At 61.7% G+C, this 16395-nt stretch carries 18 protein-coding genes; all 18 read left to right on the forward strand.

Going from position 1 to position 16395, the window contains the following annotated elements; genetic code table 11:
- The first annotated feature begins 1 nt into the window (after position 1).
- The 18 genes from Q0859_RS05730 to Q0859_RS05815 all read left to right on the forward strand — a co-directional run bounded on the left by Q0859_RS05730 (position 2) and on the right by Q0859_RS05815 (position 16364).
- The gene (locus Q0859_RS05730; protein WP_299148482.1) at positions 2-691 is read left to right on the forward strand and encodes a methyltransferase; all 690 of its coding nucleotides are present in this window, start codon (positions 2-4) and stop codon (positions 689-691) included.
- On the forward strand, positions 688-1734 hold the full coding sequence (locus Q0859_RS05735; RefSeq protein ID WP_299148484.1) for a glycosyltransferase family 2 protein: 1047 nt from the start codon (positions 688-690) through the stop codon (positions 1732-1734). The genes Q0859_RS05730 and Q0859_RS05735 overlap by 4 nt, the downstream gene beginning before the upstream one ends.
- A gap of 114 nt (positions 1735-1848) precedes the next feature.
- Positions 1849-2811: a phosphoadenosine phosphosulfate reductase gene (locus Q0859_RS05740; protein ID WP_299148486.1), complete on the forward strand. Its 963-nt coding sequence runs from the start codon at positions 1849-1851 to the stop codon at positions 2809-2811.
- Between the two features lie 33 nt (positions 2812-2844).
- The gene (pyrC, locus tag Q0859_RS05745) at positions 2845-3876 is read left to right on the forward strand and encodes a dihydroorotase (RefSeq protein ID WP_299148487.1); all 1032 of its coding nucleotides are present in this window, start codon (positions 2845-2847) and stop codon (positions 3874-3876) included.
- 79 nt (positions 3877-3955) lie between these two features.
- The gene (locus Q0859_RS05750) at positions 3956-4630 is read left to right on the forward strand and encodes an orotate phosphoribosyltransferase (protein ID WP_299148489.1); all 675 of its coding nucleotides are present in this window, start codon (positions 3956-3958) and stop codon (positions 4628-4630) included.
- Positions 4631-4812: 182 nt separating this feature from the next.
- The gene (locus Q0859_RS05755; protein ID WP_299148491.1) at positions 4813-6306 is read left to right on the forward strand and encodes a replicative DNA helicase; all 1494 of its coding nucleotides are present in this window, start codon (positions 4813-4815) and stop codon (positions 6304-6306) included.
- A 74-nt stretch (positions 6307-6380) separates the two neighbouring features.
- Entirely contained in the window at positions 6381-7166 is a 786-nt protein-coding gene (locus Q0859_RS05760; RefSeq protein ID WP_299148493.1) for a DUF1194 domain-containing protein, read from the forward strand.
- Between the two features lie 84 nt (positions 7167-7250).
- Positions 7251-8285: an alanine racemase gene (gene alr / locus Q0859_RS05765; RefSeq protein WP_299148495.1), complete on the forward strand. Its 1035-nt coding sequence runs from the start codon at positions 7251-7253 to the stop codon at positions 8283-8285.
- Positions 8282-9055, forward strand: a complete 774-nt coding sequence (locus Q0859_RS05770; protein WP_299148497.1) for an ABC transporter permease — start codon at positions 8282-8284, stop codon at positions 9053-9055. Before alr ends, Q0859_RS05770 begins: the two co-directional genes overlap by 4 nt.
- A 70-nt stretch (positions 9056-9125) precedes the next feature.
- Positions 9126-9872, forward strand: a complete 747-nt coding sequence (locus Q0859_RS05775) for an ATP-binding cassette domain-containing protein (protein WP_299148940.1) — start codon at positions 9126-9128, stop codon at positions 9870-9872.
- Between the two features lie 74 nt (positions 9873-9946).
- Positions 9947-10414: a paraquat-inducible protein A gene (locus Q0859_RS05780; protein ID WP_299148499.1), complete on the forward strand. Its 468-nt coding sequence runs from the start codon at positions 9947-9949 to the stop codon at positions 10412-10414.
- A 111-nt stretch (positions 10415-10525) separates the two neighbouring features.
- Complete coding sequence (locus tag Q0859_RS05785) at positions 10526-11299, forward strand: DNA repair protein (protein WP_299148500.1); 774 nt, start codon at positions 10526-10528, stop codon at positions 11297-11299.
- A gap of 51 nt (positions 11300-11350) precedes the next feature.
- Positions 11351-12715: a DNA repair protein RadA gene (gene radA / locus Q0859_RS05790; protein WP_299148503.1), complete on the forward strand. Its 1365-nt coding sequence runs from the start codon at positions 11351-11353 to the stop codon at positions 12713-12715.
- A 32-nt stretch (positions 12716-12747) separates the two neighbouring features.
- Positions 12748-13302, forward strand: a complete 555-nt coding sequence (locus Q0859_RS05795) for a CvpA family protein (protein WP_299148504.1) — start codon at positions 12748-12750, stop codon at positions 13300-13302.
- A 171-nt stretch (positions 13303-13473) separates the two neighbouring features.
- Positions 13474-14928: an amidophosphoribosyltransferase gene (gene purF, locus Q0859_RS05800; protein ID WP_299148942.1), complete on the forward strand. Its 1455-nt coding sequence runs from the start codon at positions 13474-13476 to the stop codon at positions 14926-14928.
- A gap of 6 nt (positions 14929-14934) precedes the next feature.
- The gene (locus Q0859_RS05805) at positions 14935-15522 is read left to right on the forward strand and encodes a hypothetical protein (RefSeq protein WP_299148506.1); all 588 of its coding nucleotides are present in this window, start codon (positions 14935-14937) and stop codon (positions 15520-15522) included.
- Between the two features lie 25 nt (positions 15523-15547).
- A complete protein-coding gene (locus Q0859_RS05810) occupies positions 15548-15961 on the forward strand; it encodes a hypothetical protein (RefSeq protein ID WP_299148508.1) in 414 nt (137 codons plus the stop codon).
- 124 nt (positions 15962-16085) lie between these two features.
- Complete coding sequence (locus tag Q0859_RS05815) at positions 16086-16364, forward strand: hypothetical protein (protein ID WP_299148510.1); 279 nt, start codon at positions 16086-16088, stop codon at positions 16362-16364.
- Positions 16365-16395: the final 31 nt, after the last annotated feature.

The raw sequence follows: 16395 nt of genomic DNA on the forward strand, positions 1-16395 counted from the left end.
CATGGACGGCAGCAGCACAATCGACCCGGATGGGCATATCAAGGTGGGCGCGCTGAAGTTCCCCCTGGACCCGGACTATCTGACCCCGAAAATTCACAAGAAATTGCGGTTGAGCCGCTATGATCAGGGCTTTCTGACCGCAGCACTTGAGGTGGTACAACCGGGCGACACAGTGTTGGAGCTGGGCAGCGGGCTTGGTTTTGTGACCGGCATGATCGCCAAGCGGCGCGAGGTGGCCATGATCCACGGCTATGATGGCAACGCGGCTGTTGTGCGCTATGCCGAGGCCATGCTTGCCACCAACGGTATTCAGAATGTTCAACTGACGAACGCCGTTCTGGGCCCGCGTAAATCCAAGGTCCCGTTTCTGCTGCAATCCTATGCGCCGCTGTCGTCGCTGTTGCCGTTTGACGGGCGCGAGGCCACACCCGTGACTGTCGATATGGTCAACACCAAGGGCGTGATGAAAGATATCAAGCCGACCGTGATCCTGTGCAATATCGAGGGGGGCGAGGCGGATGTGTTCAAGGGCGTTCCGCTGCCAACCGTACGGCAGGCCCTGATCAAGCTGAACCCAGACCGCATCGGCCCTGCTGGCATCGCGCGCGTGTTTGAGGCGATGGCAGCCGCCAACCTTGCCTATGACCCCTCAATCAGCGCCGGAAGCCTTGTTGGATTCGTGGCCAAGTGAGTCATCTGGCCATCCTGACGGTGCGCAACGAAGGCGCGTTTCTGCTGGAATGGCTGGCCCATCACCGCGCCGTTGGCTTTGATGACTTCCTTGTCTTTTCAAACGATTGCGATGATGGCACCGACACGATTCTGGACCGGCTGGACACGATGGGTTGGCTCAAACATGTGCGCAATGATGGCCCCTACGACAAGGGCGGCATCCAATTTACCGCTCTGAAACACGCGGCCAAGATGGGGCGGGTCAAACGGGCCGATTGGATCTTGCCGCTGGATGTGGACGAGTTTGTGAACATTCACACCGGCGACGGAACCCTGTCTGCCCTGCACGCCGCCCTGCCGGATGCCAGCGCGATCACCCTCACGTGGCGGCTGTTCGGCAATGATGATCAGGTGCGTTATGCCGATTCGCCTGTGACCGAGACGTTTATCAAAGGGGCCCCCGATATCCTGAACTGGCCGTGGCGGGCGTCGATGTTCAAGACGCTTTACGCCAATGATGGCACCTACAGAAAACCGGGCGTTCACCGCCCCCGCGACGCGGATGAGGCCAAACTGGTCGCCGCACGCTGGTATGACAGCCATGGCCGCGCGCTGGACGATCAGTTCAAAACCCGACGGATTTTTTCGAACTATGGACGGCCCAATTACGGGCTGGCACAGATCAATCACTACCCTCTTGGGGCCATGGAAAGCTATGTGCTCAAAGCCGACCGGGGGCGCGCGGTGCATTCGGATGACATGCTGGGTCTGGATTACTGGGTCGAGCGGAATTTTTGTTCACAAACAGACACTTCGATCCGCCGCTACGACGCATCACGCGACACGCATTTGGCCGAACTGCGCAGCGATTACACCCTTGCGGCGCTGCACAACGATGCCGTCGCCTGGCGCAAGGCACGCTTTGAGACGCTGATGACGCACGAACCGTTTCGCGCGCTTTTTGGCCGGCTGCTGATGACCTCACCCACACGCCCCGTGCCTGCCAAGGCGGCACAGTTTATGATCCGTTTTGCCAACATGGCAAAAGCCGCCCAAGATTGACCCATCACCACCCCACCGGCGCAATAGTCGCTCAAATTTTTCTTATTTCTGCCGTATTGGGCGTCTAATCCCACTGCCAACCCGCCCAAAAACGCGGGAGATGAGGATGATGCGATGCAGGACGCAGAGTACGATTTTTACACCGATCTGGCTGGCTTGCCGAAAGGTGAGTGGCTGACCGAACTGGCAAAGGTGGCTGAAGAGCAAGGGTTTTTCCAACCCCTTGGGCGCAAGCATTTTGCGGCCCACATCCGGCGCGGCGACACGTTGCTTGTGACCTTTGAATCCGTGCAGGGCATGCGCGGCTTGGCAAAATCAGCCGAACCGTTCGGCTGGTCCATGGTACGCAAGCAAGGCTGGTCCCACCTGTGCGTGGCTTCGGACGGAGACACATGGTTTCGCGACCGCCACGTGATCGGTCTGTTTGACCGGATGATCGATGACGGTTTTTTCGATGATTTCGAACAGGTTATCTTTTACGGCGCAGGCCCTTGCGGATATGGGGCCGCCGCCTTTTCCGTCGCAGCACCCGGCGCACGCGTGATGATCGTGCAGCCCCAAGCCACCCTTGATCCGCGTGTGACCGAATGGGACGATCGGTTTCGCGAGATGCGGCGCACCGATTTTACCTCCCGCTATGGCTATGCGCCGGACATGCTGGATGCCTGCGATCAGGCCTTTGTGCTTTATGATCCGGCCGAGACGATGGATGCGATGCATGCCGCCCTGTTCACCCGCGCAGCCGTCAAGCAATTGCGCCTGCGCAATATGGGGGGTGCCATTCAGGGCGACCTTCTGGCCATGGACGATATCCTGCCCAATCTGCTGACCATGGTGGCTGACGGTACGCTTGACGATCTCAGCTTTGCCAAAGCCTACCGTGCCCGGCGCACCCATCCCTGGTATCTGCGCCGTGTGCTGGCGGCACTTGATCGTCAGGACCGCACTGCGCTGACGCATATGCTGATCAAAAACGTGACCGCCCGGATGGAAGAGCCGCGCTTTCAACGCCGTCTTGCCAAGCTTGAGGCCGCCCGCGAGGCCGCAGCAGCACAGAACGTCGCCAAGGAGGGCTAGAAACCGCCCCGCACCCCGTGCTAACGCGCGACCATGACTTCATTGACGATTGCCCGCCCCGACGATTGGCACCTGCATCTGCGCGACGGTGCGATGATGCGCGCCGTTCTGCCGCATACAGCCCAGCATTTTGCACGCGCCATCATCATGCCCAATCTGGTCCCCCCTGTGGTGACAGGCGATCAGGCGCGCGCCTACCGCGACCGGGTTCTCGCCGCGTTGCCCGATGGGTTGGCATTCGAGCCGTTGATGACGCTTTACCTGACCGAAGACACCGACCCCGACGATGTGGCCGCAGCCCATGCCAGCGGGCTGATCAAGGCGGTCAAACTCTATCCCGCGGGGGCCACCACCAATTCGGCCTCTGGTGTAGCAAATTTCGATATCGTGCGCGCCACGCTCGAACGCATGGCCGAGATCGGCCTGCCCTTGTGTGTCCACGGCGAGGTAACGGACGCGGATATCGACATTTTCGACCGTGAGGCCGTGTTCATCGACCGCGTCCTTGACCCGATCCGGCGCGCCACGCCCGGTTTGCGCGTTGTCATGGAACATATCACCACCTCCAACGCGGTCGACTATGCCCGCGCCCAGGACGACAGCCTCGGGGCGACGATCACGACGCATCATCTGGTGATCAACCGCAACCACATCCTCGCCGGGGGGATCAAACCGCATTATTACTGCCTGCCCGTCGCCAAACGTGAAGAGCACCGGCTTGCCCTGCGCGCCGCTGCGACATCGGGCGAGGCGCGCTTTTTCCTTGGCACCGACAGTGCGCCGCATACGGATGCAAACAAACTGCTGCCCTGCGGATGCGCGGGCTGTTTCACCGCCCCCAACACGATGGCGATCCTTGCGCAGGTGTTCGAACAGGACGCCGCGCTCGACCGGCTCGAGGCCTTCACATCGCGCAACGGCCCCGCCTTTTACGGCCTGCCCGTCAATTCCGACACAATCACGCTCACCAAATCCGCGCCCGACTACCCTGCCCATATCGACACCGAAGATGGCCCTGTCACCGTCTTTGACCCCGGTTTTGATCTTGAGTGGTCCGTGCGCTGATCTGTCTTCATCTTGCCACCTAAACTCCCGCCGGAGGCTCCCCACCCCACACCCGGCGCACCATTCGAAAGTCACGCATATGATCCCGACAAGCCACCCAACCCCCGAAGAGATGGCGCGCCTGACCGCCCGGATGCTGCTCGAAATCAAGGCCGTCCACTTCAACGCGGCCGAGCCGTTCACGCTGGCCTCGGGCCTGCCAAGCCCGACCTATATTGATTGCCGCAAGCTGATCTCGCATCCGCGCATCCGCACCACGCTGATGGATTTCCTGACCGTAACCGTCATGCGCGACGCAGGGTTCGAAGCGTTCGACAACATCGCCGGTGGCGAGACCGCAGGCATTCCATTTGCCGCATTCGTGGCCGAACGCATGGCGCTGCCCATGACATATGTGCGCAAAAAGCCAAAAGGTTACGGCAAGAACGCCCGGATCGAAGGCGACATGCGCGAAGGCCAGCGCGTGCTGCTGGTCGAGGATCTGACCACCGATGGCGGCTCGAAACTGTCCTTTGTGGATGCGATACGCGACACCGGTGCGACTTGCGCCCACACGGCCGTGATCTTCAACTACGGCATCTTCTCCGAAACCGATAAGACACTTGGGGATCACGGGGTCACCTTGCACGCCCTGTGCACATGGTGGGACGTTTTGGCCGAGGCTCACGCGAGTGGGGCCTTTGATTCTGCAACCCTGAGCGGTGTTGAGGAATTTCTGAACGATCCACGCGGCTGGCAAGCGGCGCGCAGCTGATTTCTGCGCGCGCCCTCGCGAGCGCACCCACTTTATATTGACGCGCGCACCTTACCTGCGCCAATATGTAGTGGCGCACGGGGCGTCCACACGTTTTCCCCAGACTTATACAATTTGCACCTCCGCGCGCCCCTCCGCTAAGACGACACCGGGGATCGACACACGGGACAACGGGGTCAGGCATGAACGAAATCGCAGCAATCAATCCAACCGGAGTCGCCGTCCAGGATGCCGACACGATGCCCCATTCCATCGAGGCAGAGCAGCAGCTTTTGGGCGCGATCCTGACCAATAACGACATCTATGACCGCGTCGCGGCAATCATCAATCCACAGCATTTCTACGATCCCGTCCACGCCCGCATCTTCGAAATTTCCGCCGCACGGATTGCCAAGAACAACCTCGCCAGCCCGGTGACCCTCAAATCGTTCATGGAAGATGACGAGGGCCTCAAGGAACTGGGCGGCCCCGCCTATCTTGCCCGTCTCGCGGGCGCGGCGATCAGTGCCTTTGCGGTGCGCGACTATGCCCAGATGATCTATGATCTGGCCGTGCGCCGCGATCTGATCATTCTGGGCCGCGACATCTCGGCCAAGGCGGCCAAGGTCGATGTGGCCAACGAACCCAAGGAACAGATCGTTGAAGCCGAACAGGCGCTTTACAAACTGGCCGAACAAGGCACCTCAGAGGGTGGATTTCAGAGCTTTCTCAAGGCGGTAACGGACGCGGTTAATGTCGCAAACGCGGCCTATCAGCGCGAAGGCGGGCTGGCCGGCATCTCGACCGGTCTGATCGACATGGACAAAAAGCTGGGGGGGCTGCACCCCTCTGACTTGCTGATCCTTGCGGGGCGTCCATCGATGGGCAAGACGTCATTGGCGACGAACATCGCCTTCAACATCGCCAAGGCCTATAAGCGCGGCGTGAAACCCGACGGGTCCGAGGGTGCAATCGAGGGCGGCGTCGTCGGCTTCTACTCGCTCGAGATGAGCGCCGAACAGCTTGCCGCGCGCATCCTGTCGGAAGCCTCCGAAGTGCCAAGCGAACAGATCCGGCGCGGCGATATGACCGAAACGGAATTCCGCCGCTTTGTGGACGCCGCCAAGGAGCTCGAGGCCTGCCCGCTCTATATCGACGACACGCCCGCGATCCCGATTGCCCAGCTTGCCGCCCGCGCCCGCCGCCTGAAACGGACCCATGGGCTCGATGTGCTGATCGTGGATTACCTCCAGCTTGTGCGCGGTGTCGCCGAAAACCGGGTACAGGAGATCGGCGAGATTTCCATGGGCCTGAAAGCCATCGCCAAGGAACTGAACATCCCCGTTGTGGCCCTGTCCCAGCTGTCCCGTCAGGTTGAAAACCGCGAAGACAAACGCCCCCAGCTGTCAGACTTGCGGGAATCAGGCTCGATCGAGCAGGACGCGGATGTGGTCATGTTCGTATTCCGCGAAGAGTATTACAAAGAACGGGAAAAACCCGGCGATGACCAGCTTGAGGCGATGGCGACATGGCAGGCCGAGATGGAGCGCCTGCACGGCCGCGCCGAGGTGATCATCGGCAAGCAGCGCCACGGCCCCATCGGCACGGTCGATCTGTCCTTTGAAGGGCGCTTCACCCGCTTTGGCAACCTTGTGCAGCCCTGGCAAAACGGCGGCGACGGCACGCGCGAATTCTAATCACCAGACCACCCCAGGCTTGCTCTACGCAGTTTTGATTGGACAGGGCCGCCAATGTGCGGCCCTTTGGTTTCATGCGTGCCTTACTCTTGTTATTGACGATCTGGGCCAGCCCGATGTCTGCCCAAAACCGGGTAGAAGTCGATATCGAGCTGTTTCTGGCGGTCGATGTCTCCCGCTCCATGCAGCCTTTCGAGTTGGAAATTCAGCGGCGCGGATATGCGGCGGCCCTGACCTCGGACGAGGTTACAGGGGCCATCGCTTCGGGCCTGTTGGGCCGGGTCGCACTGACCTATGTGGAATGGGCCGGGGCCTATGATCAGCGTACAATCGTGCCATGGACAGTGATCGCCACACCGCAGGATGCCGCCCGTGTCGCCACGCAGATCACCGCCAATTACAGCGATGCGCTGCGCCGCACCTCGATCTCCGGCGCACTGGCTTTTGCGGCAGGTTCCATCCAGGACAACGCCTTTGACGGGTTGCGCCGGGTGATCGATGTCTCGGGCGATGGGCCCAACAATATGGGGCCCCCGGTCACGGCAGCACGCGATACGGTCCTGGCCCAAGGGATCACCATCAACGGCCTGCCCCTCATGACCCAAAGTGATGATCTGACCTCGCGCTGGAACATCCCTGATCTCGACGCCTATTACACCGCCTGCGTGATCGGCGGCACCGGGGCCTTTGTGGTGCCGGTCTACACCTGGACCGCCTTTGAGGATGCGGTGCGGCGCAAACTGGTTCTTGAAATCGCAGGTGGGCCCGAACGGATCTATCGCGCGCAGACCCGTCGCTATGACTGCCTGATCGGCGAACAGATCTGGGAGCGTAACCGCGACCTCTTTGTGCTGCCCTGACTGGTTGCTACCGCAGCGCCTGACGTGCTGACATTTCCCTTTTTCCCCTTTCCCCCCGCGACGTTGCCTGTCAAAACCGCGCCCATGACTTCTGCGACGCTGACAATTGATCTGGGCGCCTTGGTGCGCAACTGGCAAGCGCTGGACGCGCTGTCAGAGGGGGAAACAGGGGCCGTGGTCAAGGCCAACGGCTACGGCATCGGGGCACCTGTCGCCGGGCGGGCCCTGGCGCGCGCGGGGGTGCGCAGCTTTTTCGTGGCCACCGCAGATGAGGGGGCCATCCTGCGCGCCGCTTTGGGACAAGGCCCCGCGATCTATATTTTTTCGGGACATATGGCCGGGGACACGCGCCTCATGGGCGAGGCTGCGCTGACCCCACTGCTCAACTCCGTCGATCAGATGCTGCGCCATGTGGAGGCGCTGCCGGGCGCACCCTTTGGCATCCAGCTTGATACAGGCATGAACCGTCTGGGGATGGAGCCGCCGGAATGGTCTGCGGTGCGCGATATCGCCATCGCCCAGGGGCCGCAGCTGATCATGTCGCATCTGGCCTGCGCGGACGACCCTGACCACCCGATGAATGCACATCAACTCTCGGAATTTCACGCGATGACCGACGGGCTTGATGCACCACGCTCGCTGGCGGCCACGGGGGGGACGCTGATGGGCGGAGCCTACCATTTCGACATGACCCGCCCCGGCGTGGGCCTTTATGGCGGGTTGCCGTTCGAGGGGGCCGCCCCCGTGGTCAGCCTCGATCTGCCGGTCATTCAGGTGCGCGATGTCACCAAGGGTGAAACCGTGGGCTACGGCAACGTCTGGCAGGCACCGCGCGATGCGCGCATTGCCACCGTGTCAGGGGGATATGCCGATGGGCTGATCCGCGCGATGGGGGCACATGCAACGCTTTTTGCGGACGCGACCCCCTGCCCGGTTGTGGGCCGTGTGTCGATGGACCTGATCACCGCCGATGTGACCGATCTGGGGCATGACCCGGACACGCTGCAATTGTTGGGTGCCCGTCAAACCGTGGACATGGTGGCCGAGGCCGCAGGCACCATCGGCTATGAAATCCTGACATCCCTCGGCCAGCGGTACCACCGGACCTACGCCGAATGAGGATTCTGGCCGCGATTGGGCACCTGGTGCTTGGCATGCTGGCCGCCATCGGGCGGGTCAGCCTGTTCGGGATTGCGACCTTGCGCCATGCGCTGACACCCCCCTTCTACCCGCGCGAGTTCGGGCTGGCCCTTCTGAACATCGGATGGCTGTCCCTGCCGGTCGTCGGGCTGACGGCGATCTTCACCGGCGGCGCGCTGGCGCTGCAAATCTACGCAGGTGGCGCGCGGTTCAACGCCGAAGCGGTCGTGCCACAGATCGTCGCTATCGGGATGGTGCGCGAACTAGGCCCAGTCCTTGTGGGGCTGATGATCGCGGCACGGGTCACGTCCTCCATCGCTGCCGAAATCGCGACGATGAAAGTGACCGAACAGATCGACGCGCTGGTGACCCTGTCCACACATCCCATGAAATACCTGACCGCACCGCGGGTGGTGGCCGCCACGCTGGTGGTGCCCTTGCTTGTGGGCGTCGGGGACATCATCGGCATCTTCGGCGGCTATGCGGTGGCCACGGGCACACTCGGGTTCAACGCCGCCGCCTACATCCAGAACACAGTCGATTTCCTGCAACTGCGCGACATCACCTCAAGCCTCGCCAAAGGGGCGGTGTTCGGCTGTATCGCGGCGCTGATGGGATGCTACTTCGGCATGAACTCGGGGCGCGGTGCACAAGGCGTCGGGCGTGCCACCAAAGGCTCGGTCGAGGCCGCAGCGGTGCTGATCCTCGCCGCCAATTTTGTCCTGACGGGGGTGTTCTTTTCATTATGACCCGACCCCGATCCCCCTCTTCATCTTGCCAAATAAACTCGAATCCCGCCCCCGCAGCGAGCGCGAACCGATGATCACACTGGACAACGTGCACAAAGCATTCGGCACCAACCACGTCCTGCGGGGCGTGAACCTGCACGTGGCCAAAGGCACATCCATGGTCATCATCGGCGGATCAGGGACGGGCAAGTCGGTCGCGATCAAATCCGTGCTGGGGCTTGTGAGCCCCGATGCAGGTACAATCACGGTGGACGGCACAGACGTCACGCAAACCGACCGCGACGCATTTCTGGCGCGTTTCGGGATGCTGTTTCAAGGGGCCGCACTCTTTGACTCCCTGCCCGTCTGGCAAAACGTCGCGTTCAGGCTGCTGCGCGGCAGCCTTGCCAAACCACGCGACGAGGCACGCGACATCGCCATCGAAAAACTGCGACGGGTCGGTCTGACCCCGGATGTGGCCGATCGGCTTCCGGCAGAACTCTCCGGCGGCATGCAAAAGCGCGTCGGACTGGCGCGCGCCATCGCCGCCGACCCCGAGATCATCTTTTTCGACGAACCCACCACCGGGCTTGATCCAATCATGGCCGGGGTCATCAACGACCTGATCCGCGAAATCGTGCATGAAATGGGAGCGACCACCATGACAATCACCCACGACATGAGCAGCGTGCGCACGATTGCGGACCATGTGGCGATGCTGCATGCTGGCAAGATCCGCTGGACAGGCCCGGTCAGCGAGATGGACAGCGCAGGCGATCCCTATCTCGATCAATTCATCCATGGACGCGCCACAGGACCAATCGAGGCCGTCAGATAGAGGGGCGGCGGGTGGGCGCATTTGGGCCCGTTCAGGGGCCAAACAGTCCCATCCCGCCCCCATCAAGAGTAGATATGCACCGCTGGATAAACCTCTGCCTTCTTGTTCTTTTTCCGCTGTCGTGGTTTGCGCCGCTGATGCGCGCCGGTCTGCTGCCGCTGTTCAATCTCAAGGAAATCTCCGTCATCACCGGCCTGCAATCCCTGTGGAAAACCGATGTGATCCTCGCGCTGATCGTCACCCTCTTTGCACTTGTGGCCCCGCTGCTAAAAACCATCGGGCTGGCACTGATCCACTGGGACCTGCTCAGCCCGCGTCTCACGCCTGTGCTGAGCATCCTTGGCAAGCTTGCCATGGCAGACATCTTCCTGATCGCGCTCTACATCACGCTGGCCAAGGGAATCGGGGTGGGCCGGCTTGAAACCGCATGGGGGCTGTACCTGTTCACCGCCTGCATCCTGACCTCGCTTTGGGTCAGTTGGCGCACAGATCGACGCACAAAAGCCCGCGCGATTGATCCAAAATCAGAAACAATTCCCTGATCCAAAGCCCTTTGTCGCCACCGCCCGCGTAAATTCATATAAATAATCGTTGCTGCACAGGATCTTAGCCCTGTAAGCTGATCCAAGTCACGTCTTCTGGGGGGAAGGCTTATGGAAAAGTTACGATTTTTTGGTCAGGTTCTGACCGTCTTCATGCAGCGTATCTCGCTCATCCTGTTTGCTGCTCTTGCCTTGGTTTTGCTGATCAGCACCGGACTTGCAGCCGCGGGCATCTGGCCTTGGGTGGACCTTGCAGTTCAATGGAACGGGCAAAGTGTCGCGAATGCGGGCCTTTACGCCCAGGTCGGACTGACCGTCTTTGCGCTCACCTTGTGTTTCTTCCTGCCGTCCAACTGGCGCATCCTGCAACTTGAAACTTCACATCGCCGCTTTGACATCAGCCTTGATGATGTGACTCGCGCCTATCATCTGGCCCACACCGCTGACCGGCAGGGCGCGTTTCGCATCAACGACGCCTTTGACGAAATGCGCGACCGGATGATGCATATGCGCGACCACCCCGATCTGGCCCAGCTGGAACCCGAGGTGCTGGAACTTGCGGCCAAGATGTCCCATGTCAGCCGCGATCTGGCCGAAGCGTTCTCGGATGATCGGGTCGAACGCGCCCGGTCTTTCATCAAGGAACGCCAGTTCGAGGTCGACCGCTTTAACGAGCGGCTGGCCCATGCCACCGCAATCCAGTCCGAATTCTCGCTGTGGATCAACCGGATCGAGTTGGACGAGGCCGTGGCCCGCACTCAGATGGAGCGTTTGCTGGACGAGTTGGAAACCATGTTGCCCGAGTTGAACACGCCCACACCCAAACTGGCCACGACGGCCAAGATCACCAAGCTGCCCACGCGGCTGGAACAGGGCGCAGAGTAGGGTCAAGAATAGGGCTTTACCCCCCCGCCCTGCGCTGGCACACCCTCGGCCATGGCTAAAAACCCCACCTATTCCTGTTCGGCTTGCGGGTCGTCCTTTACCAAATGGTCCGGGCGCTGCGATGGGTGCGGCGAATGGAACACCATCACCGAAGATGCTGGGCTGTCCACCGGCCCCGGGGCCAAGGCGCTTGGCGCAAAACGCGGCACGGGCGTCACCCTGACCGATTTGCGCGCCAAGGAAACGCCACCCCCTCGCACCCAGTCCAGAATGACCGAACTGGACCGCGTGTTGGGCGGTGGCCTTGTCCCCGCCTCGGCGATCCTCGTGGGCGGTGATCCGGGCATCGGCAAATCGACCCTCCTGCTTCAGGCGGCGGCGCATTTCGCCAAGGCGGGCATGAAGACGATCTATGTCAGCGGGGAAGAGGCCAGCGCACAGGTGCGCATGCGCGCCCAACGCCTCGGGCTGGATGACGCACCCGTGCAACTCGCCGCTGACACCAACCTGCGCAACATCCTCACCACTCTGGAAGCCGAAGCCCCCGGCCTTGCCATCATCGACTCGATCCAGACCATGTGGCTCGATACCGTGGACAGCGCGCCCGGTTCGGTCAGTCAGGTCCGCGCCGCCGCGCATGAACTGACCACATTCGCCAAACGCAAGGGCATCAGTGTCGTGCTGGTGGGCCACGTCACCAAGGAAGGGCAGATCGCAGGCCCCCGCGTCGTCGAACACATGGTCGACACCGTGCTGTATTTCGAGGGCGAGCGCGGCCACCAGTTCCGCATCCTGCGCGCGGTCAAGAACCGCTTTGGCCCCGCCGACGAAATCGGAGTATTCGAAATGACGGGCGCGGGTCTGGCCGAAGTGACCAATCCCTCGGCCCTGTTTCTGTCCGAACGTGGCACGCCCTCACCCGGATCGGTCGTCTTTGCCGGGATCGAAGGCACGCGGCCCGTGTTGTGCGAATTGCAGGCGCTCGTCGCCCCCTCGCCCCATTCCCAAGCCCGGCGCACGGTCGTAGGCTGGGACGGTGGACGACTTGCGATGATCCTCGCCGTGCTCGAAGCGCGCTGCGGCATTCCTTTTGCGGGCCTGGATGTCTACCTGAACGTGGCCGGGGGCATGAAGATCAACGAACCCGCCGCCGATCTGGCCGTGGCCGCGGCCCTGCTCAGTGCACGCGAGGATAGTGCATTGCCCGCCGACACCGTTGTTTTCGGGGAAATCAGCCTGTCAGGGGCCCTGCGCCCTGCCCCCCAGACCGAAAATAGGTTGAAAGAAGCACAAAAACTTGGTTTCACCAGCGCAATCGCGCCAAAAGGGGGTAAAGCCCCTGGCGTTCAAGGCATGGCACTGAACCAGATGAGCGATCTGACAGGTTTCGTGGGCGAAGTGTTCGGCGCAGGATAGCGGCGACAAGGGCAGTAAGAAGGACAAGGACCATGGAAGGGTTCACTATCATTGACGGCGGAGTCGCCGTGGTCATTATCCTGTCGGCCCTTTTGGCCTATGGGCGCGGATTGGTGCGCGAAGCCATGGCCATCGCAGGCTGGATCGCCGCTGCCATCCTCGCCTTTCTGTTTGCGCCACGGGTCGAACCGCTGGTGCGCGAGATCCCGGTTGTGGGCGAATTCATCGCCGACAGTTGCGAGCTGAGCATTATCGGGGCTTTCGCGCTCGTCTTTGCCCTCGCGCTGATCGTGGTGTCGCTGTTTACCCCGCTATTTTCGTCCCTCGTCCAACGCTCGGCTCTTGGGGGACTTGATCAGGGGCTCGGGTTCCTGTTTGGGGTCGCACGCGGCGTCTTGCTGGTTGCGATTGCGTTCTTTGTCTATGACACCGTGATCACAGGTCAGGAGTTCACGATTGTGGACGAAAGCCGGTCCGCGGCTGTCTTTGGCCGCTTTACCGGCCAGATCGAAGATCAGAACCCCGAACAGGCGCTTGGCTGGATCACAACCCAATACGAAACCCTTGTGGGCAATTGCGGCGAATAGGGACGCGGCCCACATCCGTCTCTTTCGTATCGGTGCGGCAACACAAGACGCAAAGTCATCATCACAACACGTTATCGCGTCGTGACAGGGCGTGCCCCGCTTGGTACACCCCGCCTCAACCCGCACTGGATTCGGAGCTGCCCCTTGTCCGACTTTGACGCTGACGCGCTGATGCCCCCTGCCCATCCCTTCGATGATGACAAATTGAAAGAAGAGTGCGGGATCTTTGGCGTCCTTGGCACCATGGATGCAGCCAACTTTGTGGCCCTCGGCCTGCACGCCCTGCAACACCGGGGCCAGGAGGCGGGCGGGATCGTATCATACGACCCCGATCACGGCTTCAACTCGGCGCGCCGCTTTGGCTATGTGCGCGACAACTTCACCTCGCAAAAGGTCATGGAGACTCTGCCCGGTGCCCTGTCGATCGGACATGTGCGTTACTCCACCGCCGGGTCCAAAGGTCAGACGGCCATCCGCGACGTACAGCCGTTCTTTGGCGAGTTTGCCATGGGCGGGGCCGCGATTGCCCATAACGGCAACATCACCAATGCCGATGCGCTGCGCCGCGAGTTGATCGAACGCGGTTCGATCTTTCAGTCCTCTTCTGACAGCGAGTGCATCATCCACCTCATGGCGCGGTCCCTGCAACGCAACATCCCTGAGCGGATGGAGGATGCGCTACGCCGGGTTGAGGGCGCGTTTTCCGTCGTCGCCATGACCCGCACCAAACTGATCGGCGTGCGCGACCCGCTTGGCGTGCGCCCACTGGTGCTGGGCAAGCTGGAAACCGGCTATGTGCTCAGCTCCGAGACCTGCGCGCTGGATATCATCGGGGCCGAGTTCGTCCGCGAGATCGAACCGGGCGAGATGGTGGTGATCACCGAACAAGGCATCGAAAGCCGCCACCCCTTCCGGCCCAAGAAATCCCGGTTCTGCATCTTTGAACATGTTTATTTCAGCCGCCCCGACAGTATTCTCGGGGGTCGCTCGGTCTATGAGACTCGCGAAAACATCGGGCGCGAACTGGCCAAGGAGGCGCCGGTCGAGGCCGATCTGGTCTGCCCCGTTCCCGACAGCGGCACACCTGCCGCCATCGGTTATTCGCTGGAATCGGGCATCCCTTATGCGATGGGGATCATCCGCAATCAGTACATGGGCCGCACCTTCATCGAACCGTCCGAGAGCATCCGCAACATGGGTGTCCGCCTGAAACTGAACGTGAACCGGGCCCTGATCCGGGGCAAACGCGTGATCCTCGTAGATGACAGCGTGGTGCGCGGCACGACCTCGCGCAAGATCAAGGAGATGATCCTGGACGCGGGCGCTGCCGAGGTCCATTTCCGCATCGCCTCACCCCCGACCGCATGGCCCTGTTTTTACGGCGTGGACACACCGCAACGCGAAAAGCTGCTGGCCGCGACCATGTCCGAGGCCGAAATGACCCAACATCTGGGCGTCGACAGCCTCAAGTTCATCTCGCTCGACGGGCTTTATCGCGCCGTGGGCGAGGCAAAGGGGCGCGACGCCTCAAGCCCGCAATATTGCGATGCGTGTTTTTCGGGCGAGTACCCGGTCGAGCCTGCGGACATGATCGAAAAAGGGTTCGAGATGAAAGCGGCGGAATAGGGCCGCATGTCGATCAAAGGTCCGGCCATCGCGACTGTCATCCTCGTTGCAGGGGTGTGGTTATGGTCAGTTGGCCTCGCGATGATCGAAGCCTACGCGCCCCACTCGACCTGGCGCACCACACTGACAGGCAAACCCGTCGCGGCAATTTATCTTGAGAAAACGTGGGGTGTCGCCCTGTCCGATGGGTCCGGTGAGACGTTCGCCCCTTGGGCGGAGCTTTTTGACATAAGCGGTGCCATTCGCGACGACAGGCCCGTGGCCGACCAGGCCGAGGCATTCTTGATCTTTGTTGACAGTGCAGCCCCCGTCACAGACCCGCATCTGGAGGCGCTTGGCGTGTCCGACGACATCGCCACGCTCGGGGCGCAAGGCGTGTCCATCACCCAAAGCACGGAGTGGGACTTCTATGGGTCATGGCCGTTTTTCCATCCAAAGCGGCGCAATGTGGTGATCGTGGATGCGCAGATCGCCCTGCAAGAGATTGACCCCACCTGCCACCCCGAAGTGCTGACCGCATGGACGGGCGTTGGCACCGCCAATATCGCCATGTTGCGCGCGCGCTGCACCACCACACCTGCTGCCGATACCTGACAGCACAGCGGGCTAGCCTGCCCGCATGACCCACATGCACCCCGGTCAACTGACCCTCATCGCCGGATGGCCAGATACCGCGCAGCACCACTTTGGCGCGATGCGCGCGCTGTTTCTTGACGTGGCGGCGCAGGCAGATATCGGCCCCCTTGAGGAGTCACTGAAATGGGGGCAGCCCGCATGGCGGCCCCGCAAGCCGCGCACCGGGTCCACGCTGCGGCTGGATTGGTCCCGCGCTGCACCTGACCGCCTGATGGCCTATGTGGATTGCAAAACCGATCTGGCCGATCAGATGGCCGCCCGCTTTCCTTGCGCGTTCCACAATGACGGGCGGCGCAGTCTGGGCTTTGATCTGGACACGGACTTGCCCACGGATGCCGTGCGACAACTTGCGCACCTCACGTTCACCTACCACCTGACGAAACGTCAGACCGCCTAGGCATTCAGATGCCGGTTGCCCATGCGTCATCGGCAAAGCTGCGCTCAAATCACGGAAAAGCGGATTTTCGTCCCAAAACCCGCGTGATAGCGCCCGCCTCGACTGATGATGACCCGAGGCTCTCATGCGCGATACAACCAACGCAACCACCGCCACTGCGGCCACTCAAAGCAATGCGCTGCCCTTGCGCCAAATGCACCTGATCGGGATCGTGGGCCCGGTCGAGGCGCGGCGCGCCCTGCTGCGGACCGCCAATGGGGACATCGTGCATGTGAGCACCGGAACCAGGTTGCGTCAGGGCACGGTGGTCGCAATTTCGGACAGTGCAGTGATCCTCGGCACGCGGACCGGAACGCGCCAGTTCGAAATGCCCCGGGACACGTCCACCGCCAGCGCCGCTTGACGCCCCTTGCCGCACAGGGCAAGACGCGTGC

Origin of the sequence: uncultured Tateyamaria sp. (assembly GCF_947497045.1) — a bacterium.
GTDB lineage: Bacteria > Pseudomonadota > Alphaproteobacteria > Rhodobacterales > Rhodobacteraceae > Tateyamaria.

Coding starts and splice junctions, on each gene's coding strand:
- Q0859_RS05755 (WP_299148491.1), top strand. CDS start 4,813: ATGAACGAAATCGCAGCAATCAATCCAACCGGAGTCGCCGTCCAGGAT.
- Q0859_RS05740 (WP_299148486.1), top strand. CDS start 1,849: ATGCAGGACGCAGAGTACGATTTTTACACCGATCTGGCTGGCTTGCCG.
- Q0859_RS05795 (WP_299148504.1), top strand. CDS start 12,748: ATGGAAGGGTTCACTATCATTGACGGCGGAGTCGCCGTGGTCATTATC.
- Q0859_RS05760 (WP_299148493.1), top strand. CDS start 6,381: ATGCGTGCCTTACTCTTGTTATTGACGATCTGGGCCAGCCCGATGTCT.
- Q0859_RS05805 (WP_299148506.1), top strand. CDS start 14,935: ATGTCGATCAAAGGTCCGGCCATCGCGACTGTCATCCTCGTTGCAGGG.
- Q0859_RS05730 (WP_299148482.1), top strand. CDS start 2: ATGGACGGCAGCAGCACAATCGACCCGGATGGGCATATCAAGGTGGGC.
- alr (WP_299148495.1), top strand. CDS start 7,251: ATGACTTCTGCGACGCTGACAATTGATCTGGGCGCCTTGGTGCGCAAC.
- purF (WP_299148942.1), top strand. CDS start 13,474: ATGCCCCCTGCCCATCCCTTCGATGATGACAAATTGAAAGAAGAGTGC.
- radA (WP_299148503.1), top strand. CDS start 11,351: ATGGCTAAAAACCCCACCTATTCCTGTTCGGCTTGCGGGTCGTCCTTT.
- Q0859_RS05780 (WP_299148499.1), top strand. CDS start 9,947: ATGCACCGCTGGATAAACCTCTGCCTTCTTGTTCTTTTTCCGCTGTCG.
- Q0859_RS05750 (WP_299148489.1), top strand. CDS start 3,956: ATGATCCCGACAAGCCACCCAACCCCCGAAGAGATGGCGCGCCTGACC.
- Q0859_RS05770 (WP_299148497.1), top strand. CDS start 8,282: ATGAGGATTCTGGCCGCGATTGGGCACCTGGTGCTTGGCATGCTGGCC.
- Q0859_RS05785 (WP_299148500.1), top strand. CDS start 10,526: ATGGAAAAGTTACGATTTTTTGGTCAGGTTCTGACCGTCTTCATGCAG.
- Q0859_RS05810 (WP_299148508.1), top strand. CDS start 15,548: ATGACCCACATGCACCCCGGTCAACTGACCCTCATCGCCGGATGGCCA.
- Q0859_RS05815 (WP_299148510.1), top strand. CDS start 16,086: ATGCGCGATACAACCAACGCAACCACCGCCACTGCGGCCACTCAAAGC.
- Q0859_RS05775 (WP_299148940.1), top strand. CDS start 9,126: ATGATCACACTGGACAACGTGCACAAAGCATTCGGCACCAACCACGTC.
- pyrC (WP_299148487.1), top strand. CDS start 2,845: ATGACTTCATTGACGATTGCCCGCCCCGACGATTGGCACCTGCATCTG.